Raw genomic sequence first — 22,965 nt, 5'->3', positions numbered from 1 at the left:
ATGGAGTTCCGCATCGCACTGCTCCACCGCGCTTCGGCGCCATTGTTCGCCGCCGTGCTCGCCGCCTGCTCGCAGACCGCTACGGCACCGGTGGATGCCGGGCTCGCCATGGCATCGTCCACAGGCACGCCCGCGACGACCAAGCAGGTTGTCCCCGCAGCAACGCGCATCACCGTCCATCGCGATGCGTACTGCGGTTGTTGCCATCTGTGGATCGAGCACCTTCGGCAGCAGGGGTTCGACGTGGACGACCGCGTCGAAGAGGACATGAGTCCGGTCAAGCAGCGGTGGGGCATCTTGCCCCAGCACGCGTCGTGCCATACCGCAGCGATCGGCGGCTATGTGGTGGAAGGCCATGTGCCGGCGTCGGACATCCGCCGCTTGCTGCGCGAGAAGCCTCCCATCGCCGGTCTCGTACTGCCGGGCATGCCGCTGGGTTCTCCGGGCATGGAGGCGGAAGGCGTCGATGCGCCGCCCTACACCGTGCTGGCGCTGGACCGCCAAGGCCGGACCACGCCCTATGCGGAGCACACCCCGTAAGACGTGAGCGGGCGGCACGGACGCCGCCCGAACCCTTGACTCTTGACCCTGCTCCAGGGTGCAGACTGGCAGCACTTCGAGGAGTCCCCCATGAACATCGGACAATTCTCCCGCCGTACCGGCGTCCCCATCGACACGGTGCGCTACTACGAGAAACAGGGCCTGCTGCCTCCGCCTGCGCGGAGCGCCAGCGGCTACCGGCACTATGAAGACGGCGACCTGCTGCGACTGACCTTCATCCGTCGCGCGAAAGCGTTGGGCTTCACGCTGGAAGAGATCCAGGAACTGTTGTCGTTGAGCCAGGCACGCGATGGCGACATGGCCGCCGTGCGCGCCGCCGCCGCGGCCAAGCTGGCCGATGTCGAGCGACGCATCGAGGAACTGGAGCGCGTCCGCGACGGCCTGCGTCACCTGGTCGACGCCTGCCCCGGCCATGGCGCGCGCGATCACTGCCCGATCCTCGGCGCACTCGGGAGCACGGCATGAGCCCCGCAGGCCATACGCATGGCGGCCGCACGTCCGAACCCGCAAAAGCGACCTGCTGCCGCGGCCACACCGCTTCGCCGGACCAGGGCGGCGCCAGCGCGACCGATCCGGTCTGCGGCATGAAGGTCGATCCTGCAAGCACCGCCCACCACGCGGAGCACGACGGCCAGACCTACCATTTCTGTTCCGCCGGCTGCCGCACGACGTTCGTCGCCGATCCGCCGCGTTACCTGCAGCCCGCCTCCGCGCCGCCGGCCGTCGTTCCTGCCGGCGCGCAGTACACCTGCCCGATGCATCCGGAAATCGTGCAGGACGGTCCCGGCACCTGCCCGCTCTGCGGCATGGCGCTGGAACCGATGCTGCCCAGGCTGGACGAGGTAGAGAACCCGGAGCTGACCGACTTCCGTCGACGCTTCCGGTGGACGCTGCCTTTCAGCGTGGCCACGCTGGTGCTGGCCATGGGCGGCATGTACCTCACCGTCATCCCGCCCACCGTGCGGACCTGGCTGGAGTTCGCGTTCAGCACGCCCGTGGTGCTGTGGGCCGCGTGGCCGTTCTTCCAGCGCTGGGCGCAATCGATCCGCCACCGCAGCCCCAACATGTGGACGCTGATCGGCACCGGCGTGGCGGCGGCGTACGGCTACAGCGTGGTCGCCGTGCTCGCGCCGCACCTGTTCCCGCCGTCGTTCCGCGTGCAGGGTCATGTCGGCGTGTACTTCGAGGCCGCGGCGGTGATCGTCTCGCTCACCCTGCTCGGGCAATTGCTGGAACTCAAGGCGCGCTCGCAGACATCGGCCGCCATCCGGGCGTTGCTCGGGCTGGCGCCGAAGACCGCGCGTCGCCTGCACGACGATGGCGGCGAAGAGGACGTCGATCTGTCGCACGTCCATGCCGGCGACCGCCTGCGGGTCAGGCCGGGCGAGAAGGTGCCCGTGGATGGCGTGGTGCTGGAGGGCCGCAGCCATCTGGACGAATCCATGCTGACCGGCGAACCGATGCCAGTGGAACGCGCGCCGGGGGATCGCGTGATCGGCGCGACGTTGAACGGCGCCGGCAGCCTGGTGATCCGGGCGGAGAAAGTCGGCAGCGACAGTGTGCTGGCGCAGATCGTGCAGCTGGTCGCGCAGGCACAGCGCACGCGTGCGCCGATGCAGCGGCTGGCCGACACGGTGTCGTTCTGGTTCGTGCTGGCGGTACTCGCCGCGGCGCTGGCCACGCTGCTCGGCTGGGGCCTGTTCGGCCCCGAGCCTTCGTGGACGCACGCGGTCCTGAACGCCGTGTCCGTGCTGATCATCGCCTGCCCCTGCGCGCTGGGGCTGGCCACGCCGATGTCGGTCATGGTCGCCAGTGGTCGCGCCGCGCAGGCGGGCGTGCTGTTCCGCGACGCCGAGGCGATCGAGACGCTGCGCAAGGTCGACACGCTGATCGTCGACAAGACCGGCACGCTGACCGAAGGGCGTCCGGACTTCCACAGCGTGTACGCGCAGGCGCCGTTCGACGCCGCCGCCGTGCTGCGGCTGGCGGCCAGCCTCGATGCCGGCAGCGAGCATCCGCTGGCGCAGGCCGTGGTGCAGGAAGCGCGCGATCGCGGGCTGGTGTTGTCGCCGGTGCAGGACTTCGAATCCAGCAGCGGGATCGGCGTGCGCGGGCGCGTCGACGGCCGCCGTCTTGCCTTCGGCAACACCACCTTGATGCGCGAAGAGCACGTGTCATTGGACGCACTGCAGGCGAGTGCGGAACGGCTCCGCGAAGAAGGGGGCAGCGTGATGTTCCTGGCGGTGGACGGCGCCCTCGCCGGTTACGTGGCCGTGGCGGATCCGGTCAAGGCCAGCACACCCGACGCACTCGATGCCCTGCGCCGGCGCGGCCTGCGCATCATCATGGCCACCGGCGATGGCGAACGCACCGCGCGCGCCATCGCGGCACGGCTGGGCATCGATGAAGTCCACGGCGACGTCCGCCCGGCGGACAAGGCGGCCTTGGTAGCACGCCTGAAACAGGAAGGACGGCATGTCGCGATGGCCGGTGACGGCATCAACGATGCCCCCGCCCTCGCCGCCGCCGACGTCGGCATCGCCATGGGTACGGGTACCGATGTGGCCATGTCCAGTGCGCAGGTGACGCTGGTCAAGGGCGACCTGCGTGGCATCGCGCGCGCCAAGGCCCTGTCCGAAGCGACGGTGCGCAACATGCGGCAGAACCTGGCGTTCGCATTCGCCTACAACGCGCTGGGCGTGCCGGTGGCCGCCGGCGTACTGGGGCTGTTCGGCGGGCCGCTGCTGTCGCCGATGCTGGCGGCGCTGGCGATGAGTCTCAGCTCGGCGTCGGTGGTCGGCAACGCGCTGCGCCTGCGGCATGCGCGGATCGCCGGTGACTGAAACAGACAGGGCCGCCCCGGGGCGGCCCTGCGGAACGGCGCCGGGCGATCGTTACTTGATCTTGACGTAAGTGCCTTTCAGCGCCACGCCACTCATGATCCCGCCGGCGTGGCATTCGTAGTTGGTGGAACTCTTGAACTCGTTCTTCTTGAAGTAGCTGGTGATGTTGATCACCGCGTTCGCACCCCGGTCCTTGGCGCCTTCCTGCAAGGCCTTCAGCGCCGACAACGCCACCCAGCGGCAGGATTCCGCATCGGACTTGCCCACGCCGTTGGTCTTCTTGTTGGTCACGTCCTCGCCGAACCGCGACACCACGGCGGGCGTCTTCTGGCCGGCAAGGTAGAAGCGCACGCTGCCATCGAGGCCGGCGGCCTTCGCCTGCGGCGAATCCAGCAACTCCTGCAAAGGCAGCTCCAGGCGGGTATCGGCCGCGAATGCCGGCGCGGCAGCCAGCATCAGGCAGGTCAGTCCGGTGGTCAGAAGTCGCTTCAAGGTCTAGCTCCTGGGGATGGGCGGCCGGGCCGCTGGAGGGGAAAGCTTGCCAATCCGGATGTTCGGGCGGCGTGGAGGGCGGCACGGGATCACTGGATGGGTGGCACGTCCTCTTCGGGACCGATTTCGATCCTGTTCTGTTCGTCTGTGAACTGCACGCTGAAATCGCCGCGGCGCAGCCATGTCGCGATATCGCCCGCCAGCGCATCGCTGATCTTGCTCAGGGAAGAGCAGCCGCCACGGAACAGCGTCATCGTCTGCCGATAAGGCTGGTACTGGCCGAGGAGCCTGCCGTCCTGGAACAGTTCCGCACGGACCGTTGCCCACTTGGGTCCGGAGAATCCTCCGCCATCGGCCGATCGCATGTGCATGATGCGAAGCCGCAACGTGCGCCCCGGCAATGTCCCGAGGTCCTGGTCCGTCAGTGCCACCAGCCCCTTCGAGTACTCGACCAGATGGGCCGGAAGCTCTGCGGCCCAGTCGCACTCCTTCATGAACTCCGGTGAGCCGACGTAACCCTCACGAAGCGCGATGCGCGGATGAGTGAGGATGACATCACCCGCGATCGCCGGCATGGCGAAAGCGACCAGGCACAGGGAAACCATCCCGCGCAATCGCGCGCCCATCATGGCGTGGCGGCCTCGGTGACGGGGGCATCCGGTTGGTGGAACACCGGAGAGTTCTGTATGTCGACGGCCAGGTTGCGGATCCAGCGGTTGTAGTTCCCGTGGATCTCCGGCTTGCCGCGCTTGATCTCGTAGTTCATCTCCTTGCTGGAGACATACTCGATCTTGAAGCCATGGGCGTCGTAACGCACCGCCACGATCACCTCGTGCGTGCGCGGCGCATAACGCAGCGTCACCTTGCCGGGCTCGCTGTCGCTGACCGTCCAGCCGCGCGCCTTGCCCGCATGGAGGATGGCCGCCTTGATGCGCGCCGCGGTGGGTGCGATGCCGTTGGTGGATTCCACCTTCTCGTAGGCCGGAATCACCATCGGATCCTGCTTGCCGGCGATCGCGGGCGCACAGGCAACGGCCAGCACGGCCGCGAACAGCAATGAAACGGAACGCTTGCTCATCTTGTCCCCTGTTGTCGTGGAAGTCGCTGGTTCGGGCACCCCTGCCCGCTGGCTCACCAGCGCTTGAAGATCAGCGACGTGTTGATGCCGCCGAATGCGAAGTTGTTGTTCATCACGTAATCGGTCTGCAGCTCACGGCCTTCGCCGGTGATGTAGTCCAGGTCGGCACAGCGCGGATCGCGCTCTTCCAGGTTCAGCGTGGGAGCGAACCAGCCCTCGCGCATCATCTGCAGCGTGATCCACGATTCGTACGCGCCGCAGGCGCCCAGCGTGTGGCCGACGTAGCTCTTCAGCGAACTGATCGGCATGCGGCTGCCGAACACGGCCGCCGTGGCGGCGGTCTCGGCGATATCGCCATGGTCGGTCGCGGTGCCGTGCGCGTTGACGTAGCCGATCGCCTCCGGTTCCAGCCCGGCGTCTTCCAGCGCCAGGCGCATCGCCTGCGCCATCGTGTCCGCACTGGGCTGGGTGACGTGCTGGCCGTCGCTGTTGGTGCCGTAGCCGACGACCTCGGCCAGGATCTCCGCGCCGCGCGCCCGTGCATGCTCGAGGTCTTCCAGGATCAGCGTGCACGCGCCCTCGCCCAGCACAAGTCCGTCGCGATTGGCATCGAACGGGCGTGGCGTCAGCTCGGGCTGATGGTTGCGCACGCTGGTGGCGAACAGCGTGTCGAACACCGCGGCGGCCGTGGCATCCAACTGCTCGGCGCCACCGGCGATCATCGCGACCTGTTTGCCGCTGCGCACGGCCTCGTAGGCGCAGCCGACGCCCTGGCTGCCCGACGTGCAGGCGCTGGACGTGGTGTAGACGCGTCCGGTCAGGCCAAAGAACACGCCGATGTTCACCGGCGCGGTGTGGCTCATCATCTTCAGATAGGTGGTCGCGTTGATGCCTTCGGTGGTGTACGCGTTGAGCATCCGGCCGAAATCGCCGACTGCCTCATGGCTGCCGGCGGACGAGCCGTAGGACACGCCGACCCTGCCGCCCTTCAGCACTGGGTCGCCGAGCAGGCCCGCCTGTTCCAGTGCGAGCTCGGTCGCACGCACGGACATCAGCGCCACCCGCCCCATGCTGCGCGTGGTCTTGCGGTTGTAGTGCGCCGGCAACGCGAACGCCTCGGCGGGCGCGGCCAGGCGCGTATTGAGACCTTCGTACTTCGCCCAGTCGTCCATGTGGCGCACGGCGTTGCGGCATTCGCGCAGGCGCAGGTGCACGCTGGGCCAGTCGTGGCCGAGCGGACTGATGGTGCCCGCGCCGGTCACCACCACGCGTCGTTCGTTGCGACTCATCCGACCAGTCCTCCATTGACCGAGATCACCTGCCGCGTGACGTACGACGCCTGCGGCGACATCAGGAACGCCACCACGGCGGCGACTTCCTCGGGCCGGCCGACGCGCTTCATCGGGATCATCTTCAGGGCTTCATCGACCACCTCGCCATTGACCATCTCGGTGTCGATCAGGCCCGGCGCCACGCAGTTCACGGTGATCTCCCTGCTGGCCAGTTCCAGCGCCAGCGCCTTGGTCGCGCCGATGATGCCGGCCTTGGCCGCACTGTAGTTGACCTGGCCGCGGTTGCCGACCAGACCGGATACCGACGACAGGGTGACGATACGGCCGGGCTTGCGCCGCCGCACCATCGGCATCACCAGCGGATTGAGGATGTTGTAGAAGCCGTCGAGGTTGGTGCGCAGCACGGCGTCCCAGTCCTCGCCGCTCATCGCGGGAAAAGCGGTGTCGCGGGCGATACCGGCGTTGCACACCACGCCGTGGTAGGTACCGTGCGCCCCGATGTCGGCCTCCAGCGCCTGCGCGGCGGCGGCACGGTCGGCCACGTCGAACGCGAGGACGCGTGCCTCGCGGCCCAGCCCGCGGATCTGGCCGGCGACCACCTCGGCTTCTTCGACTCGGCTGCGGCAATGCACGACGATATCGAAACCGTCCTGCGCCAGTCGCAACGCGATTGCCCGCCCGATGCCCCGGCTCCCCCCGGTGACCAGGACCGTATGATCTGCACTCATTCCTGCGTACTCTCCAGATACGCCATCGCGTCCGGTGGTTCGAACACCGACACGTTGGCCGTCGCCAGTTCCTCGCCGTCCCCCAGGATGCGGCAGCGGAACATGCCCAGCCCATTGTCGCCCAGCAACTCGCGGATCGCCTCCACCCGCAGCACCGTGCCGGCGCGGAACCAGGTGGTCCGGCTCTCGTAACGGCGGGTGCCCAGCAGGAAGCCGATCGACGGCTCGCGCCCCGCAGCCCGTGCGTTGCAGCCCGCCCAGGCAGCGATGGTCTGCGCCATGTATTCCACGCCGACCCACGCCGGCACACCCTCGGCATGGCTGAACGGTCCCTCCTCGGGCACGCGCAGCTCGACCGCCACGGTGTCCTCGTCCCAGTCGACCAGCCGGTCGACCAGGCGCATCGTCCCGCGATGCGGCACCACGCGTTCGATGTCGTACAGCTCGCGCATCATTCCCCTCCGAACACCAGCACGGCATTGCTGCCGCCGAATGCGAACGACTGGCTCAGGACGTGGCGCAGCGGCCCGCTCGCGCGTGCGCCGGGCGCGACGAACGCCAGCGGCGGCAGATCGGCATCCGTCGCGCCGTCCCACCAGTGCGGCGGCAGGCGGTGCCCGGGATTGTCCGTCATCGCCAGCCAGCACAGGCCCGCCTCGATGGCCCCGGCCGCCCCGAGCGTGTGTCCGGTCAGCGGCTTTGTCGAACTGACCGGCACGTCGCCCCCCAACGCTGCCGCCACCGCACGGCTTTCCATCGCATCGTTCTGCGGCGTGGCCGTGCCGTGCAGGTTCACGTAGTCGATCTGCGACGGCGACAGGTTCGCCCGTGCCAACGCCTGGGCGATGGCGTCGACGGCGCCGATGCCCTGCGGTTCGGGGGCGGAGATGTGGTGGGCGTCCGCCGTCTCGCCCCATCCCGCCAGTCGCACCGGTCCCGGCGCGCGCGTCATCAGGAACAGCGCCGCGCCCTCGCCGATGTTGATGCCATGCCGGTGCGCGGAGAACGGATTGCAGCGTTCGACCGAGACCGACTCCAGCGCCATGAAGCCGCGCACGGTGAAGGCGCACAACGAATCGGAACCGCCGGTGATCACCGCATCGGCCAGTCCGGCGCGCAGCAGGCGTGCGGCGGAGGCCATCGCCTTCGCGCTGGAGGAACAGGCCGTTGAAATCGTCCAGGCCGGCCCCCGCGCGCCCGACTCCGCGGCCAGGAAGCGCGAAGGCGCGCCGATCTCCTGTTGCACGTAGTGGAAGCCGGCCGGCCACGTACGGTGCCGGTGCCAGTGCGTCATCGCCTGTTCGGCCTCGCCGATGCCGGACGTACTGGTACCGACCACCATGGCGACGCGCGACGGACCATGGCGTTCGATGGCCTGCTGCACGGCCTCCCGGATCTGCAGGTACGCCGCGCGCAGCAGCGCATTGTTGCGCCCGCGAAGTTGCACGGCATGGTCGTCGAGCGCAGGCAGTGCGCCGTTCACCGCGCCGAGCGCCAGCGTCTGACCGGGCAGGAGCGCAGCGTCGGGCGCCACCCCGCCCGGCGCATCGTCACGGAACAAGGCCTCGCGCACGGCCGCGGTGCCCGTGCCCAGCGCACAGACGATGCCGAGGTGGTTCAGGAAGATCGCTTCGCTGCTCACGGCCCGGGGGCTCCGCCGGCTGCCGATTCGATGGTCAGCTCGTAGTCGTCGGCGCCGTTGCGGATGCGCAGCGTGCCGGCATCCACCTGTTCGCGCTGCAGCCAGACCTGTCCGTTCCTGCGCAGTTCGCGGAACGGGCCGCGTTCGACCAGATCCCAGCCCGCCGGCAATGCCGCCCGGATCGCGTCCGCGGGCCACAGGCTGAACTGCACATCGTCGAGCACGCGTTCGCCGCGCACCGCGGAAGGCAGCCACGGAGCGCGCTGCTCGACCAGGTCCTTGCCATCCCACTGCAGGCGCACTCCGGTCCGGCCCATCGCCTGCACGGCCAGCCGCACGTGGCCGGCATCGACTTCGAGCAGTGCGTCGAGCTCGCGTACGTGCGAGCCGAAGCGGAACACCAGGCGCTGCTGCTCGGCGAGTTCGTAGCCCAAGGTGGCGGGCGCCAAACGCAGTGCCGGAAGCACGACGTGCGGCTTCGTCGGCGGCGTGGCGCAGGCCGTCAGCAAGGCAAGCATCAGTAGCGCGATCAGCCGGCGCACAACTGCTCCAGCACCTGCAGGCGGCGCTGCGTATCGGCGACGTAGGGATTCTTCTTGTCCCACGCGTATCCGGCGAGGATCGAACAGATCATGCGGCGGATGTCCGGCTGCGGGTCCGGATGGAAGATGATCTTCTGGAAGCCGCCGGCATACCACGACTCCACGAAGCGACGGAACGTCTGCACGCCGCCGCGCAGCGGGACGGCGAAGTCGGCTTCCCAGTCCACCGTCTCGCCGGCGTAGTGGCGGCGCAGGCATTCGCCGGCCAACTGCGCGGACTTGAAGGCGATGGTCACGCCCGACGAGAACACCGGATCGAGGAACTCGCCCGCGTTGCCGAGCAGCGCATAGCCCGGCCCCCACAGCGAGGACACGTTGGCCGAGTAGCCGGTGATCTGCCGGACCGGCAGCACCGCCCATTCCGCGTTCTTCAGCAGGCGCGTCAGGTTGGGATCCTCGCCGACGATGGCCTGCAGGCGTTCCAGGTCGGTGCCCTGGTAACGGTTGAGGAACTCCATTTCCGCGACCACGCCCAGCGAGCAGCAGCCGTTGGAGAACGGGATCGTCCAGTACCAGACGTCCACGTGCTCGGGATGCGTGGTGATCAGGATCTTGTTGCGGTCGAAGCCCGCGTCGACCGGGATGTGGTCGCGCACGTGGGTGAAGATGGCGCCGCGGACCGGGAAGTTCGACGGCGACTCCAGCTTCAGCAGGCGCGGCAACAGGCGGCCGAAGCCGCTCGCGTCCAGCATGAAGTCGGCCTCGATCGCGTACTCCTCGCCTTCCGGCGAACGCACGGTCACACGCGGTGTCTCGCCGGGCTCTGCGGACAGCACTTCGTGCCGGTAGCGCACTTCGGCGCCCATGCGCTCGGCACCTTTCGCCAGCACATGGTCGAAGTCGGCGCGCTGCACCTGATAGGTCGTGCCCCAGCCTGGCGAGAACTTGTCGCGGAAATCGAACTCGGTGGTGCGCTCGCCGCGCACGAACGCGGCGCCGTTCTTGTACTGGAAACCGGCTTCCACCACGTCCTGCAGCAGGCCGGCGGCCTGGATGTACTCCATGCTCTGCGGCAGCAGGCTCTCGCCGATCGAGAACCGCGGGAACTGTTCGCGCTCGACGATCAGCACCTTGCGGCCCTGCCGCCGCAGCATCGCCGCGGCCACCGCACCGGCGGGACCTGCGCCGATGACCAGGATTTCAGTGCGTTCCGTCTTCATGCAGCGGTGTTTCCATGCGAGGGGGAAGGATCGGGCGCGGGGCGGAACAGCGGCGACAGCAGCCACACCAGCCCGATGCCGAACAGCAGGGTCAGGCCGAACGCACGCAGTGCAGGCGTCGCCGACAGGCCCAGCAGACCGAACGACAGCCACGTGCTGGCGGCGCCGACGCACACCGCCAGCCATGCGCTGGCATCGCCGCGGTGTTCGACCAGGAAGATGCCGTAGTCGATGCCCATGCCCAGCAGCAGCATGAGCGCCAGCACGTTGAACAGTTGCAACGGCTGTCCGAGCCAGCCCAGCAACGCCACCGTCAGCACGCCGGCCAGCAGGGTCGGTGTGATCACGCGCCACGCCTGCGAGCGGTAACGGATCGCGAGCACGACGAACACCACCGCCACGCCGGCCAGCAGCAGCCAGGACATCATGTGGCGGTAATGCGTGAGCAGCCGTGAAATGTCGGCGGTGCGGTCGACCCAGCGCACGCCGTCCAGGCCTTCCGCCTGCGCGGCGAAGGTGGCCAGCGCATCCGGACGCGACAGGTCGTTGACCATCACCACCGACGCCATACCCTGCCCCACCCGCCCCAGCCACAGGTAGCGCACGGGCAGCGACGCCGGCGACGCGAGGAAGGCGTCGATGCCCATCGCGGACGGCGCGAGTTCACCGCGCGTCAGATCCTCGCCGGTGGCAGCCGACAGGCGTGCGAGCACCTCCTGTTCGACGCGTGAGGTCAATGCCGCATCTGCGTCCTGCCGGCGCTGCGACGGCAGCCAGTCGCTCAGGGCGCGATGCCCACCGACCCGCCCCTGCGCCTCGGCCTGGCGCAGCCGCACGACGAGCTGTTCTTCGCGCTGCAGCACCTGTTCGGCATCGCGTCCCTGTACCAGGAAGAACTGGGCCGGGCTGGGCATGCCCAGCAGGCGACCGACGTCGCGCTGCTGCGCGATCAGTTCCGGCGGCGAGGATTGCAGGCCGCGCAGGTCGTCGTTGCCCTGCACGCGCATCAGCCCCGGCACCGCCACGATGAGCATCGCCACGGCCAGCATGATGCCGCCGCGGCGGCTCGACAGCCGCGGCCAGCGCGCCAGCGTGCCGCCCAGCCAGCGCGAGAACCCGGTCATGCGGACCTGGCCGCCGTCGAGCCACGGGAAGAAGAAGATCACCGTCAGGAAGGCCGCCGTCAGGCCGACCACGGAGAACAACGCCATCTGCCGCAGGCCGGGAAACGGCGCCAGGCCGAGTGCCAGATAGGCCATGGCGCTGGTGAGCAGCGCCAGCCACAGGCCGGGCAGCAGGGAACGGAGCAGCGACCAGCGACGCTCGCTGGCGACACCCTGGCGCGATGCGAACCAGTGGATGCCGTAGTCCTCCGCCACGCCGACCAGGCTGGCGCCGAAGATCAGTGTCAGCAGATGGACCTTGCCGAACACCAGCACCGTCACCGTCATGGCGACCGCGCAGCCGACCAGCAGCGACAGCGCCACCAGCATCAAGGGACGCAGCGAGCGGAACGCCAGCCAGACCAGCAGCAGTACCGCCGCCAGCGAGCCCCACCCGATCGTGTTGACTTCGCGGTTGGCCTGCACGGCGGCGGACTCCGCATGCAGGGGCACGCCGGCGTTCAGCACGCGCAGGCCTGGCGCCACCGCCGTCGCGGCCGCAGCCGCGCCATCCAGCAGGTCCTGCAGATGACGTTCGCCGTCCAGCCGGAAGGCCGAACTGCGCAGGCTGAATTGCAGCACCGCCCAGTGGAGACCGTCGGCCTGCAGCAGGCCGTCGCCATCCAGTGCCATGCCCGCAGCGGCGGCCTGTGCCTGCCACCACTGCGGCCAGAGTCCCAGCGGATCGTTGCGCCACTCGGTGAGTCGGGGAGCGCCCATCGGTCCGTACAACGCGGCCAGTGCGGACTCAGCCAATGCGTCCGGCGACGTCTGTGCGAGCGTGTCGCGCTGCGTCGGTGTCAGCAGCCGGTCGCGGTACGGCGCGAGCGTGTCGCGCGCCTGGGCGAACCAGTCCTCCGGCGATCCCGTGGCCGCCAGCATCGCCCGCGCTGCCGGCCTCGACAGCGCGGTCTCGAAAGCGTGTCGCGCCTTCAGTGCCTGCTCGGCATCGCCGGCGCCGAGCATGACGACGACGTCGCGCGAACTGTTCTCGGCGATGCGCCGGGTGGCGTCGGCTACCGTCGCGTCGCCCGCTTCCTGCGGCAGCAAGGCCAGTACATCGCTGTCGATGCGCGGCGACTGCCAGAATCGCGCCTGGTGCCAGGCCACACCCGCCAGCACCAGCAACCACGCGAGCGCCAGCCACCGCCAGCCACGCAGCGGATGGCCGGGTGCCGCGGGAAGTGCGGGATCACTCAAAACGGGCCGCCTCGTCGCGCGACAGGGACGCAGGCGCTTCGCTCATGCCGCTGAAGCGCAGGCGGGTGAGGTCGCCGTTGGCTTCACGCAACTCGACGTCCCGCACATAGCGATCGCCCGACAGCCGCACCGAGGTGAACGCCTGCGCCAGCTGCCGCGAGCGCGGCATCAGCGTCATCTTCCAGCCGCTGGCCGCGGGCTCGCCCTTCACGTCGAAGGTGGACGTCAGCGCCTTCATGTCGCCGCTCATCAACGCGAACATCATCGCGTTGACGCTACGCAGCCCGGGCTGTTGTTTGCCGTCCACTTCCACCCGGCGGCTGCCGTCGCGTTGGCGGCTGAGGATGCGGTCCTGGGTGACGACGATCTCGGACGGGAACGGCGCGGTCGTGGACCACAGCACGCCCTTGTCGCGGGCGAGCAGGAAACGGCCGTTCGAGCGCAAAGGATTCTTGAACCCGGCGACCTGCTTCTCCTGGGTGAACTCGCCGCGCAACACCGGTACCTGCGCCACCTGGGCGCGCACCTGGGCCAACGGATCGGCCGCTGCCACCGGCGGCACGACACTTCCCATCACGACGGCCAGCAACAGCGCGGACAGCAATGCGTGGATCTTCTTCATGGCGCCCCGACTCCCAGCCGTTCCCACAGGACAGGCGGGCACTGATAGCGCATCTCGCCTGAAGCGGCGTCGACCGCCACCTGGATCGTGTGCGCGCGGGTCAGCACGTCGCCGGTGCCCGCATCGCGGATCTCGTAGTCCATCTTCAGGCGGCTCTCCCACTCGCTGATGCGCGCCGCGACCACCAGCGGCTGCGCGTACAGCAGCGGGCGGATGTACTTCACGCGCGTGTCGACGATCGGCCACAGGTAGCCGGACGCCTGCATCTGCGGATAGTCGTAGTCGAACCGCTGCAGCAGCGCGCAGCGGGCGATTTCCAGGTACTTGAAGTAGTGACCGTGCCAGACGACCTGCATGGCGTCGCAGTCGTGGAACGCCGGGCTGAGCCGGATCTCGATCGCCAGGTCGTCGCGTTGGTCAATCGACATAGACATCCCAGCGTTCGCCACGGATATCGACCAGCAGCTGGCGCAACTCGCCATCGAGCGCGCGGTCTTCTTCGACCAGCGCGATGCGCTGCTGCAGGTCGGCGTACATCGCCGCCGGCCCGTCGCGCAGCGTGGACTGCAGCCCGACGCGCTCGCGCAGGGCCAGCGCCTGGCGTGCGGCGATCAGCATGCCGGCGACCACCTGCTCGGTCAGTTCGATCACGCGCAGGCAGTCGCGCGCGGCGATCGTGCCCATGCTGACCTTGTCCTGGTTGTGGCATTCGGTGGACCGGGAGAACACCGAGGCCGGCATCGTCAGCTTCAAGGCCTCCGCCGTCCATGCCGACACGCTGATCTGCAGCGCCTTCAGGCCGTGGTTGATCGCGGCGCGGGGTCCGGTGGCGCCGGACAGGTTGGCTGGCAGACCATGGTTGTAGCGGGCGTCGACGATCAGGGCGAGCTGCCGGTCCAGCAGGTCGGCGACGTTGGCGACCGTGTTCTTCAGCGAATCCATCGCGAACGCGATATGCCCGCCGTAGAAATGGCCGCCGTGGAGGATCTGCTCGCGCTCGGGATCGATCAGCGGATTGTCGTTGGCGCTGTTGAGCTCGGTCTCGATCAGCTGGCGCAGAAACGGCAGTGCATCTTCCAGCACGCCGATGACATGCGGTGCGCAGCGCAGCGAATAGCGGTCCTGCAGGCGCTGCTCGTTGCGTGGCGGGCGGTCGCTGTGCAGGTCCTCGCGCAGGCGCTGCGCGACCCGCGACTGGCCGGGATGCGGCTTGGCGGCGAACAGCACGGCGTCGAAGTGGTGCGCGTTGCCATCGGCGGCCAGGACATTGAACGCGGTCAGGCGCGTCGCCAGGCGCGACAGGTACTCCGCGCGATGGAAGGCCAGGCAGGCCAGCGCGGTCATCACGGCGGTGCCGTTCATGATCGCCAGGCCCTCCTTCGGGCGCAGGGTCAGCGGCGTCATGCCGATCTCGGCGAGCGCCTCGCGTGCGGGGCGCTGGCGACCGTCGTGCATGACCTCGCGCTCGCCACACAGCACCGCGGCCACGTAGGACAGCGGTGTCAGGTCGCCACTGGCGCCGACCGAGCCTTCTGCGGGAATCAGCGGCAACACGTCGTGACGCAACAGCGTCTCCAGGCCTTCCAACAGGGGCAGGCTGACCCCGGACATGCCGCGCACCAGCGACGCCAGGCGTGCCGCAAGTACCGCGCGCGTCTCGGTTTCGTCGAGGAAACGGCCCAGCCCGCAACCGTGGTAGGTGTACAGGTGATGCGGCAGCTCCGCGACCAGCGCCGGCGGAATGTTCACCGTGCAGGAATCGCCGTAGCCGGTGGTGACACCGTAGATGACGCCCTCTTCGTCCAGCAGCCGGCTCAGGAAGTCGGCACCGCGCGCGATCCGCGCACGGAAATCCGGATCGTCCGACAACACCGCGGGGACGCGCCGTTGCGCGAGCGCGACCACGTCCTCGATGCGCAGGGGGGTGTCGCCGAACACGGGCGCCACGGGTTCATTCATTGCGGGCGTCATGCGGTACCTGATCCCAGAAGGGGTAGAAGTTGAACCAGTCGTACGGAGACAGGCGGACCTGCCGCTCCATCCACGCCGAGAACTGCGCAGCGTAGCCGGCCAGGGCGGCGTCGCGCGAGCCGCGCGGCAGCGTGATGCGTTCGGCGAAGGCGTCGAACTGCACGGCGTAACCATCGCCTTCGTGCAGGCACGCCATCGTGAAGACCGGGCAGCGCAGCGCGGCGCCCAGCACGTAGGCCCCGATCGGGAATGGCGCCTCGTGGCCGAGGAACGTCGCGGTCACGCTGCGTCCGCCGCGCAGCGGGACGCGGTCGCCGGCGATGGCGACGAACTCGCCGCGCGCCACGCGCTCGGCCAGCTTCACCGCGTCGGCCGGTCCCAGGTCGGTGACCTGCAGCAGTTCGACCCGCGTCGTTTCGTCGAGGCGGCGCATCATCCGGTTGAAGCGTTCGGCGTGCGCCGTATGCACCAGCGCGGTCAGCCGCAACCCCGGCACCTGTTCTGCCAGCACCTGGCACAGCTCCAGGCAACCCAGGTGCGCCGTGACGATCAGCCCCCCCTGCCCCGATCGCACGCGTGCCAGCACGCCCTTGCGTTCCAGGCGCACCTTGTCGACCGGATAGCGCTGGCCCAGGGCGAGGATCTTGTCGAGCATCGTCTCGGCGAACATCGCGAAGTGGTGCAGGCTCTGCCGCATGCCGGGACGCGCGGCAGGCGTCCCCTGGTGATCGTGCGCACGCTGCAGGTACTGCAGCGACGCGCGCCGTGCGGTGCCGTTGAGCAGCCAGTGCACGAACACGACCGGGTACACGCAGATGCGGAACGGCCAGCGCCCCAGCCAGCGATGCACGGCGCACAACAGCAGGATGCCGCGCACCGAGGTGGATTCGCCGAGGTCGGCCCAGTGCTCGCTGCGTCCGCTCATGCGGGCGTTGCCGGTGCACGGCGCGCCAGCAGGCGCGGCAGCCGGCGCAACATGCCGAAGAACAGGCGCGTGTGCATGCGGCTGATGCGCACGTTGTCGCGCCAGACATCGAAGTGCGACACGCCATCGAGGGGGTACGTCACGCGCGTCGGCAGGTTGCGTACGACGACGCCCCGCCAGAACAGGCGCACCAGCACTTCGACGTCGAAGTCCATCCGCCGCCCGATGGTTTCCTCGCGCATCAGGCGCAGCACCGGCGGCAGCGGATACACGCGGAAGCCGCACATCGAGTCGCGGATGGCGAAGGACAGCGTGTTGATCCACACCCACACGTGGGTGAGGTAGCGGCCGTAGAGCCGGCCCTTCGGCACGCTTTCGTCGTACAGCGGCACACCGCAGATGACATCCGCCGGATGGGCCTGCGATGCGGCGAGGAACCGCGGGATGTCGGCGGGATCGTGTTGCCCGTCCGCATCGATCTGCAGGACATGGGTATGGCCATGGTCTCCCGCATCGCGGAAGCCGGCCAGCACCGCCCCGCCCTTGCCCTGGTTCACCGGCAGGCGCAGCAACCGCACCTGCGGCGCGTGCAGCGCAGCCAGCCGGTCCAGTTCGCGCGCGCACGCGTTACTCGAACCATCGTCGACCAGCAGGCAGGACGCGTCGGCTTTCACTACGCCCTCCACCATCATGGCGATGGCGTGTTCGTGGTCGAACACCGGGATCACCACCAGGGGGCGGAAGGCGTCCGGCATCGGCAGGGACTCATTCGCCATCGGCGAACACCACGCGCCCGCTCGCGTGGGCTCCATGCACGGAGGTGTAGCGGAATACCAGCGTGCCCCGCTCCGCCTGCCAGTCCAGCTCCAGGCGGATCTGATCGCCGGGGCGCGCCACCCGCTGGAACTTCAGCGCCTCCATGCGCAGGAAGCGTGGCGGCATGGTGAACACCTCGCGAGCCAGCTGCACCGCCCAGTCGAGCTGGGCGACGCCGGGCAGGATCGCGGCCTGGGCGAAGTGTCCATCGAACACGGCCAGCGATGCGTCCAGGTTCAGCTCGGCCTGCGCCCGCCCGGTCTCGCGCAGCGTCCAGCGCGCCTCGGGGCGCTCGGGCCGGAACAGGGCCGTCAGGCCGGCTTCGGTCACCTTGCCTTGGGCGTTGATCGGCAACGCCGTCGTGAAGCGCCAGCGGCGCGGGCGCGTCACCGCATCCTGCGTCGCCGCGAGATGCCGCGACAATGCCTGCGACAACGCACGCCGCGCTCCGGCATCGACCGGCACGGGCACGCCGTCGGCCATCGCCACGACGGCCGCCAGCGCGCTGCGGGCACCATCGAGCAACAGCACGCGCGCCTCCTTCACCGCGGCATGCGCCCGGATCTGGCGTTCGAGTGCATCCAGCGAGACGCGCCGCTCCTCCACCTTCACCACGCGGTCGGCGCGGCCCAGCAGGCGGAACCCGCCGGCCTCATCGGACTCCGCGCGATCCTGGCTGCGCCACCACGCCTCCGTGGGGAGGTGCGGCGAATGCACTTCCAGTACGCCGTCATCGATGCGCCAGTCGACGCCGGGCAGCGGCCGCCAGGTCGGCCGTTCCGTGTCCCAGCGGCGCCAGGCGATGCCGCCGGTCTCGCTGCTGCCGAGGATCTCGGTGGGCGGTACGCCGAGCAGGAGAGCGGCGTCATGTGCGGCCTCGGCAGGCAGCGCACCGCCGGAAGAAAACACGGCGCGCAGCCTGCCGTGCAGCGACGCCCACGACAGCTGCGCCGGCAGCCGCTTCAGGTGGGCGGGACTGGCGACCAGCACGGTCTCTTGTCCGCCCATCGCCGCCAGCAGGTCCTCGGGAAAGAACGCGCGCGGCACGATGGCGCGCCCGGCCGCCAGCGGCCACAGCACCCGGAACAGCAAACCGTAGATGTGCTGGTGCGAGACGGTGCCGTGTACCGCCACGCCCTCCAGGCCGCCGCCGAGCGCCGCTTCCAGCGCATGCGCTTCGGCATCGAGCTGGCGCAGCCGCTTCTCGATGGCGACGGGCTCGCCGGTACTGCCCGAGGTGAACACGACCAGGCGCGTGGCGTCCGCATCGAGCGGTTCCACCCCGGCGTCGATGTCCGCCGCGTCGTCGGGCGACGGCATGTCGCTCTTGATCCAGTCGCCGGCAAAGCCGTGCACGTGCGTCCGCAGGCGCGCCTGGGTGCCGCTCAGCGCATCGCCGGGCAGCACCACGGTCTTGCCGGCATGCCAGGCACCGTAAAGCGCAGCGGCAAAGCGCGCGGCGTCGTCGAAGTGGAGCGCCCAGGCTTGGCCGGCACGCGCCCGGAAACTCGCCCGCCAGCGCAGCACGTCGCGGTGGAACCCGGCATGGTCCGAGGCGGCCCCGTACGCAGACACGAACACGCGACCAGGCAACGGCTGCACGGCGACGTCGGCGAGCGCTCGCCACTCAGCCATGCCGGTACCCCGCCTTCACCCGCTGGCGCACCAGCCATTCGGCGCCGAACAGCAGGCCGATCAGTCCATAGGCGATCAGACCGTTGTAGAGCGCCCACGCGCGATCCGACATCCACAGCGCCGTGAGCAGCGCGAGCGCGCCATTGAACACGAAGAAGCAGCACCACACCTGGGTGACCCGGCGCGTATAGGCCACGCCGGCGGGCGGCAGGTCGGGTTCGGTCAGCCGCGCGATGCGTTCCACCGCCGACGGCGGGAAGAACAGGCTGGTCGCGAACACCCCCAGCATCACCGCATTGATCAGCGCCGGATAAAGCTTCAGCGGCAACGCTTCGTTGAACGCCGTGGCCAGCGCCGCGAGAAGCGCGGCGCCTGCGGCGGCAACCAGCCAGATGGCCTGCCGGGTGGCGATGGCGCGCAGCACGGCGAGCACCAGCAACAGCACCGCGAGCCAGCGCGGCTCGAAGCGGCCCATCGCCCAGTACACGACCAGCGGGTACGCCACCGACAACGCCACGAAGATGGCCGCGCCTATGCGGGACACGGGAACGCCGCCGGCGCTCAGGCGGCTTGGTCGCGGATCAGGCCGTACAGCACGTCCACGATGTCCTGCACCGTGCGCACCGACTTGAACGCATCCGGCTGCAGGCTGCGCCCGAGCAGCGGCTTGAGCTGCACGATCAGGTCCACCGCATCGATGCTGTCGATGTCGAGGTCGTCGTAGAGCCGGGCCTCGGGCGTGATGCGCGCGGGCTCGATCTCGAAGCTGTCATGCAGGATCGTGACGATCCGGTCGAAAAGTTCGTTCTTGGTCATCTTGCCAGTCCTGCCTGCCCCTGCTCAGGCCTTGCCCTGCGAGGCGACGAAATCCGCCAGCGAACGCACGCTGGCGAAATGCCGGCGGGTTTCCTGGGAGTCGGCGGAGAGCGCCACGCCGTAACGCTTCTGCAGCGCCAGGCCCAGCTCGAGCGCGTCGATCGAATCCAGGCCCAGCCCTTCGACGAACAGGGGCGCGCCGGTATCGATGTCGTCCGGGGAGATGTCCTCCAGTGACAGCGACGAAATGATCAATTCCTTGATCTCGTGCTCAAGTGCCTGCACGCGATGGATCTCCCGCAAAGCCGGCGCGGACGGCGGCGATGCAGTCCTCCACCAGCCCGGCGCCGTCGTCGTTCGTCACGTAACCGGCGGCCCGCACGGGGCCGCGCATGAACGGGTTGCGCGCCACTGCGGACTTCACCACGCAGTCGGCATTCGGTAACAGGGACACCAGCAGCACCACGTCGATCAACGTCGGATGGTTGGCCAACACCAGCAGGCCGTCGCGCGCCAGGCGCTCCCGCCCGCGGATCTCGTACGTCATCAGGCCCAGGCGGCGCATGAACTCGACATGCGCCGCGAAGCTGCGCTGCACGATGCGCCGGGACCAGCGCTGCCGGCGTCGGGGATTCCGCACCAGCCACAGGAGCGGCGGCAGGACGAAGAGGCCGAGGACCAGCCCTCCTGCGCCGAATGCCAGGAAGCTCAGCCCGGTGCCGACGACACGCCACGCATGATCCAAGCGGTCACGCATCGCGTGTCCACTGCCACACCGTTCCGTCGCAGCGCCAGCGCAACGACGCGTCGCCGGACAGGAAGAAGCGCAACACGTCCAGGCCGTGCGGTAGTGCAGTGGCCTCCGTGCTGTCCGCACTCGCGTCTGCGTCCCACGTCAGCGCCAGGGCCGGCATGGATCCGGTAGCCGGCCCGATCCGCCAGCACCACGCGAAGCCCGCATCGGGCTCGTCTGCGAAACCGGCATAGATCCCTGGCAGTGGTGCGTCGTAGACGACAAGCAGCACTTCAGGCGCGCCGTCGGCCAGCAGTGTCGCCGCTTCGACGCAGGCGGTTTCCACCGTCGCGATGCCGCCAGCCAGCGCGATGTAGTTGCCTCGCTCGTGGCGCAGGATCGAGTAGAGCGCGGCGATCGCGTTGTGCACCGACAGGCCGAACGTGGTGGGCGAAGGCGGCTGGTCCGTCGCCAGGGCTTCCAGCAATTCCATCGAACGCGCCACATCGCCATGACGCGAAGCGAACACCAAGGGCACACCGCTGTCCTGCGCCTGCTGGCACCAGAACGCGGTCTGGATCGCCATGCGCCCGAGTCGCTCGATGCGGCGTCGCTGCATGGCCGGCACCTCGGCCAGTGCAGGCGTATCGTCACCCGCCGGCACCCAGGGCGCGGCGGCCCAGGCGCGCCACGCATCGTGATCCACCAACCCCGGCGCCCACGCAGACCACGCGTTCACTGAAAAACCGATCATGTACTGTGCGTCGCCTTGCCGATGCCGGAGCAGCCTATTTCAACCTGCATGCCCCGCCGTTCGCCAGCCGTGAAATTTTTTCGTGGCGGATGCTTGCGCATCGGAAATAGCCTAAGTATTATTCCGCTCCTGCCAGCACGTGGGGCCATAGCTCAGCTGGGAGAGCGCCTGCATGGCATGCAGGAGGTCGGCGGTTCGATCCCGCCTGGCTCCACCACTTCCGGACAATAGGCAGTCCGGAAAGAAAATCTGGCGACAACTTTCGTGCGTCCCCATCGTCTAGAGGCCTAGGACATTACCCTTTCACGGTAGCGACCGGGGTTCGAATCCCCGTGGGGACGCCAATTCTTCAAGGCCCGGGAAACCGGGCCTTTTTTTGTCCGACGCCAGACCGATGGATTTGCTTCCGTGGGAAGTCCGCCCAACTGCGCGTCAGGCGACGTCGCGCGCGGTACTCGTCGGACGCAGGGTGGCGACGCCATGCCCTTGCTCGGCGAGATATTCGAGCCACTTGCCGAGAAACGTGTTCATGCGCATGCGATGGCTGATCACTTCCGCCGGTGGCGGATACAGGCCGATCACGTCCTGCCAGCGCTTGCCGACATAGCAGTGCGTCGCTTCCGCCTGGTGCGCGTCGCGATAGAGGCGCACGAACGCGGAGGGGTCCGGCTCGCCGGTCAACGGATCGCAGATGTCGTAGGTCAGGCGCAGTTCCACCGTGTAGCGGTGCGTCTCGATGACGTCCAGCCGCAGGTCCAGTCCGTCGCCGATGCTCGACAGGTACGTACCCACCTGCAGATGCTCCGGCGCGAACAGGCGCGTGAGGCGCGCGTGGTTCTCCGCGTACAGCGCCATCAGCCAGCCGAAACGGCCCAGCCGGGGGATGCGCGCGGTACGTGCGAGAGCCTGTGACATGAGCCGATCCTACACGCCGGATCCCCGTCGCGGCAGCATTGACGTGCCGCCGCGTGCGGCCTAAGTTAAGGATTCCCGGCGCGCCTTTCTTCCGCCTGCCGCGCGGGCCCCGCCGCTCAGTACATTTCCCGCTGCAGGCCCAGCGTGGACAGCACCTTGCTGGAGATTTCCTCGATCGACTTGTTGGTCGTGCTGAGGGTCGGCAGGCGCTCGACCTGGAACATCGCCTCGGCCGCGGCGACCTCGCGCTTGCAGGTCTCCATCTTCGCGTAGCCGGAATTCGGGCGGCGCTCCTGCCGGATCTGGTGCAGGCGCTCGGGATCGATGGTCAGTGCGAACAGCTTGCGCCGGTAAGGACGCAGGCGCGCCGGCAGCCGGTCGGTTTCCAGATCGCCATCGGTCAACGGATAGTTGGCCGCGCGGATGCCGTAATGCAGCGCCAGGTAGACGCAGGTCGGCGTCTTGCCCGCGCGCGATACCGCCACCAGGATCACGTCCGCCTCGTCGTAGTTCACCGCCATGCCGTCGTCGTGCGTCAGCGCGAAGTTCATCGCGTTGATACGGCGATGGTAGGTCTCGAAATCGACCAGGCCGTGCGCCTGGCCCACCCGCGATTGCCGCTGCTCGCCCAGCTCACGCTCCAGCGGCTCGATGAACGGCGCGAAGACATCCAGCATCAGTGCCCCGCTTTCGGCGATCAGCGCGCTCAATCCCGGGTCGACGCAGGAACTCACCACGATCGGGCGCGCGCCGAGCCGTTCGCCCGTCCTGCGGATGCGGTCCGCGGCATCCCGCGCCTTCTCCTCGTCGTCGACGAACGACAGCCGGTCGGTCTGGAAGCGCATGCCGGCGAACTGGGTCAGCAGGCTGTGGCCGATGGTCTCGGCGGTAATACCGGTTCCATCTGAAACATAAAACACCGGGCGCAGCTCAGACATGTCCGCCCCTTCCCCGCTTCACCATGGAAACCCCCGTCAGATCAAGCTTGTCTGCAATTGGTATGCACTGCATCATATC

General features: G+C 68.8%; 26 protein-coding genes and 2 tRNA genes. 5 read left to right on the top strand and 23 right to left on the bottom strand.

Features of this window, described 5'->3' with window-relative positions; genetic code table 11:
• The 3 genes from AC1Q5B_RS20195 (at position 1) to AC1Q5B_RS20185 (ending at position 3,404) form a co-directional block, all read left to right on the top strand.
• Positions 1-540: a DUF411 domain-containing protein gene (locus AC1Q5B_RS20195; RefSeq protein WP_492633228.1), complete on the top strand. Its 540-nt coding sequence runs from the start codon at positions 1-3 to the stop codon at positions 538-540.
• Positions 541-630: 90 nt separating this feature from the next.
• Positions 631-1,026, top strand: coding sequence for a MerR family transcriptional regulator (locus tag AC1Q5B_RS20190; protein WP_492633227.1), 396 nt, complete (start codon positions 631-633; stop codon positions 1,024-1,026).
• A complete protein-coding gene (locus AC1Q5B_RS20185; protein WP_492633226.1) occupies positions 1,023-3,404 on the top strand; it encodes a heavy metal translocating P-type ATPase in 2,382 nt (793 codons plus the stop codon). Before AC1Q5B_RS20190 ends, AC1Q5B_RS20185 begins: the two co-directional genes overlap by 4 nt.
• Positions 3,405-3,455: 51 nt before the next feature.
• On the opposite strand, the gene AC1Q5B_RS20180 is transcribed toward AC1Q5B_RS20185, so the two are convergent.
• The 21 genes from AC1Q5B_RS20180 to AC1Q5B_RS20080 all read right to left on the bottom strand — a co-directional run bounded on the left by AC1Q5B_RS20180 (position 3,456) and on the right by AC1Q5B_RS20080 (position 21,033).
• Positions 3,456-3,896, bottom strand: coding sequence for an excinuclease ATPase subunit (locus tag AC1Q5B_RS20180; RefSeq protein WP_492633225.1), 441 nt, complete (start codon positions 3,894-3,896; stop codon positions 3,456-3,458).
• Positions 3,897-3,985: 89 nt separating this feature from the next.
• A complete protein-coding gene (locus AC1Q5B_RS20175) occupies positions 3,986-4,471 on the bottom strand; it encodes a hypothetical protein (RefSeq protein ID WP_492633224.1) in 486 nt (161 codons plus the stop codon).
• A 50-nt stretch (positions 4,472-4,521) separates the two neighbouring features.
• Complete coding sequence (locus AC1Q5B_RS20170; protein ID WP_492633223.1) at positions 4,522-4,974, bottom strand: hypothetical protein; 453 nt, start codon at positions 4,972-4,974, stop codon at positions 4,522-4,524.
• 53 nt (positions 4,975-5,027) lie between these two features.
• Positions 5,028-6,263: a beta-ketoacyl-ACP synthase gene (locus AC1Q5B_RS20165; protein WP_492633222.1), complete on the bottom strand. Its 1,236-nt coding sequence runs from the start codon at positions 6,261-6,263 to the stop codon at positions 5,028-5,030.
• Positions 6,260-6,994 (bottom strand): 3-oxoacyl-ACP reductase FabG, encoded by a 735-nt coding sequence (gene fabG / locus AC1Q5B_RS20160; protein ID WP_492633221.1) that lies wholly within the window; start codon positions 6,992-6,994, stop codon positions 6,260-6,262. Before fabG ends, AC1Q5B_RS20165 begins: the two co-directional genes overlap by 4 nt.
• The gene (locus tag AC1Q5B_RS20155; protein WP_492633220.1) at positions 6,991-7,446 is read right to left on the bottom strand and encodes a hotdog family protein; all 456 of its coding nucleotides are present in this window, start codon (positions 7,444-7,446) and stop codon (positions 6,991-6,993) included. Before AC1Q5B_RS20155 ends, fabG begins: the two co-directional genes overlap by 4 nt.
• Complete coding sequence (locus AC1Q5B_RS20150; protein WP_492633219.1) at positions 7,446-8,636, bottom strand: beta-ketoacyl-ACP synthase; 1,191 nt, start codon at positions 8,634-8,636, stop codon at positions 7,446-7,448. Before AC1Q5B_RS20150 ends, AC1Q5B_RS20155 begins: the two co-directional genes overlap by 1 nt.
• On the bottom strand, positions 8,633-9,154 hold the full coding sequence (locus AC1Q5B_RS20145; RefSeq protein WP_492633218.1) for a DUF3261 domain-containing protein: 522 nt from the start codon (positions 9,152-9,154) through the stop codon (positions 8,633-8,635). The genes AC1Q5B_RS20150 and AC1Q5B_RS20145 overlap by 4 nt, the downstream gene beginning before the upstream one ends.
• 11 nt (positions 9,155-9,165) lie before the next feature.
• Positions 9,166-10,398, bottom strand: coding sequence for an NAD(P)/FAD-dependent oxidoreductase (locus AC1Q5B_RS20140; protein ID WP_492633217.1), 1,233 nt, complete (start codon positions 10,396-10,398; stop codon positions 9,166-9,168).
• A complete protein-coding gene (locus tag AC1Q5B_RS20135; RefSeq protein WP_492633216.1) occupies positions 10,395-12,761 on the bottom strand; it encodes an MMPL family transporter in 2,367 nt (788 codons plus the stop codon). Before AC1Q5B_RS20135 ends, AC1Q5B_RS20140 begins: the two co-directional genes overlap by 4 nt.
• Positions 12,754-13,383 (bottom strand): outer membrane lipoprotein carrier protein LolA, encoded by a 630-nt coding sequence (locus tag AC1Q5B_RS20130; RefSeq protein ID WP_492633215.1) that lies wholly within the window; start codon positions 13,381-13,383, stop codon positions 12,754-12,756. The genes AC1Q5B_RS20135 and AC1Q5B_RS20130 overlap by 8 nt, the downstream gene beginning before the upstream one ends.
• Positions 13,380-13,811, bottom strand: a complete 432-nt coding sequence (locus AC1Q5B_RS20125; RefSeq protein WP_492633214.1) for an acyl-CoA thioesterase — start codon at positions 13,809-13,811, stop codon at positions 13,380-13,382. The genes AC1Q5B_RS20130 and AC1Q5B_RS20125 overlap by 4 nt, the downstream gene beginning before the upstream one ends.
• The gene (locus tag AC1Q5B_RS20120) at positions 13,801-15,342 is read right to left on the bottom strand and encodes an HAL/PAL/TAL family ammonia-lyase (RefSeq protein ID WP_492633213.1); all 1,542 of its coding nucleotides are present in this window, start codon (positions 15,340-15,342) and stop codon (positions 13,801-13,803) included. Before AC1Q5B_RS20120 ends, AC1Q5B_RS20125 begins: the two co-directional genes overlap by 11 nt.
• Positions 15,335-16,279, bottom strand: coding sequence for a lysophospholipid acyltransferase family protein (locus tag AC1Q5B_RS20115; protein ID WP_492633212.1), 945 nt, complete (start codon positions 16,277-16,279; stop codon positions 15,335-15,337). The genes AC1Q5B_RS20120 and AC1Q5B_RS20115 overlap by 8 nt, the downstream gene beginning before the upstream one ends.
• A complete protein-coding gene (locus AC1Q5B_RS20110; protein ID WP_492633211.1) occupies positions 16,276-17,055 on the bottom strand; it encodes a glycosyltransferase family 2 protein in 780 nt (259 codons plus the stop codon). Before AC1Q5B_RS20110 ends, AC1Q5B_RS20115 begins: the two co-directional genes overlap by 4 nt.
• On the bottom strand, positions 17,045-18,730 hold the full coding sequence (locus AC1Q5B_RS20105) for an ApeI family dehydratase (RefSeq protein ID WP_492633210.1): 1,686 nt from the start codon (positions 18,728-18,730) through the stop codon (positions 17,045-17,047). The genes AC1Q5B_RS20110 and AC1Q5B_RS20105 overlap by 11 nt, the downstream gene beginning before the upstream one ends.
• Positions 18,723-19,274: a COG4648 family protein gene (locus tag AC1Q5B_RS20100; RefSeq protein WP_492633209.1), complete on the bottom strand. Its 552-nt coding sequence runs from the start codon at positions 19,272-19,274 to the stop codon at positions 18,723-18,725. The genes AC1Q5B_RS20105 and AC1Q5B_RS20100 overlap by 8 nt, the downstream gene beginning before the upstream one ends.
• Positions 19,275-19,291: 17 nt before the next feature.
• Entirely contained in the window at positions 19,292-19,546 is a 255-nt protein-coding gene (locus tag AC1Q5B_RS20095) for an acyl carrier protein (protein ID WP_142124725.1), read from the bottom strand.
• Positions 19,547-19,570: 24 nt separating this feature from the next.
• Positions 19,571-19,840: a phosphopantetheine-binding protein gene (locus AC1Q5B_RS20090; protein ID WP_492633258.1), complete on the bottom strand. Its 270-nt coding sequence runs from the start codon at positions 19,838-19,840 to the stop codon at positions 19,571-19,573.
• Positions 19,818-20,303: a lysophospholipid acyltransferase family protein gene (locus AC1Q5B_RS20085; protein ID WP_492633208.1), complete on the bottom strand. Its 486-nt coding sequence runs from the start codon at positions 20,301-20,303 to the stop codon at positions 19,818-19,820. The genes AC1Q5B_RS20090 and AC1Q5B_RS20085 overlap by 23 nt, the downstream gene beginning before the upstream one ends.
• The gene (locus AC1Q5B_RS20080; protein WP_492633207.1) at positions 20,296-21,033 is read right to left on the bottom strand and encodes a beta-ketoacyl synthase chain length factor; all 738 of its coding nucleotides are present in this window, start codon (positions 21,031-21,033) and stop codon (positions 20,296-20,298) included. The genes AC1Q5B_RS20085 and AC1Q5B_RS20080 overlap by 8 nt, the downstream gene beginning before the upstream one ends.
• A gap of 141 nt (positions 21,034-21,174) precedes the next feature.
• Between AC1Q5B_RS20080 and AC1Q5B_RS20075 the strand changes: the two genes are divergently transcribed.
• Positions 21,175-21,250: transfer RNA gene (locus AC1Q5B_RS20075), tRNA-Ala, on the top strand.
• A gap of 51 nt (positions 21,251-21,301) precedes the next feature.
• Positions 21,302-21,377, top strand: a tRNA-Glu gene (locus AC1Q5B_RS20070).
• A gap of 88 nt (positions 21,378-21,465) precedes the next feature.
• On the opposite strand, the gene AC1Q5B_RS20065 is transcribed toward AC1Q5B_RS20070, so the two are convergent.
• Both AC1Q5B_RS20065 and ppsR read right to left on the bottom strand, forming a co-directional pair.
• Positions 21,466-21,948, bottom strand: a complete 483-nt coding sequence (locus tag AC1Q5B_RS20065) for a DUF1249 domain-containing protein (RefSeq protein ID WP_492633206.1) — start codon at positions 21,946-21,948, stop codon at positions 21,466-21,468.
• 116 nt (positions 21,949-22,064) lie between these two features.
• On the bottom strand, positions 22,065-22,886 hold the full coding sequence (ppsR, locus tag AC1Q5B_RS20060; protein ID WP_492633205.1) for a posphoenolpyruvate synthetase regulatory kinase/phosphorylase PpsR: 822 nt from the start codon (positions 22,884-22,886) through the stop codon (positions 22,065-22,067).
• Positions 22,887-22,965: the final 79 nt, after the last annotated feature.

Source organism: Pseudoxanthomonas sp. GW835-FHT14C01, from assembly GCF_058793715.1.
The sequence above is the reverse complement of the archived record's forward strand: the minus strand, read 5'-3'. Positions and strand labels throughout refer to the sequence as shown.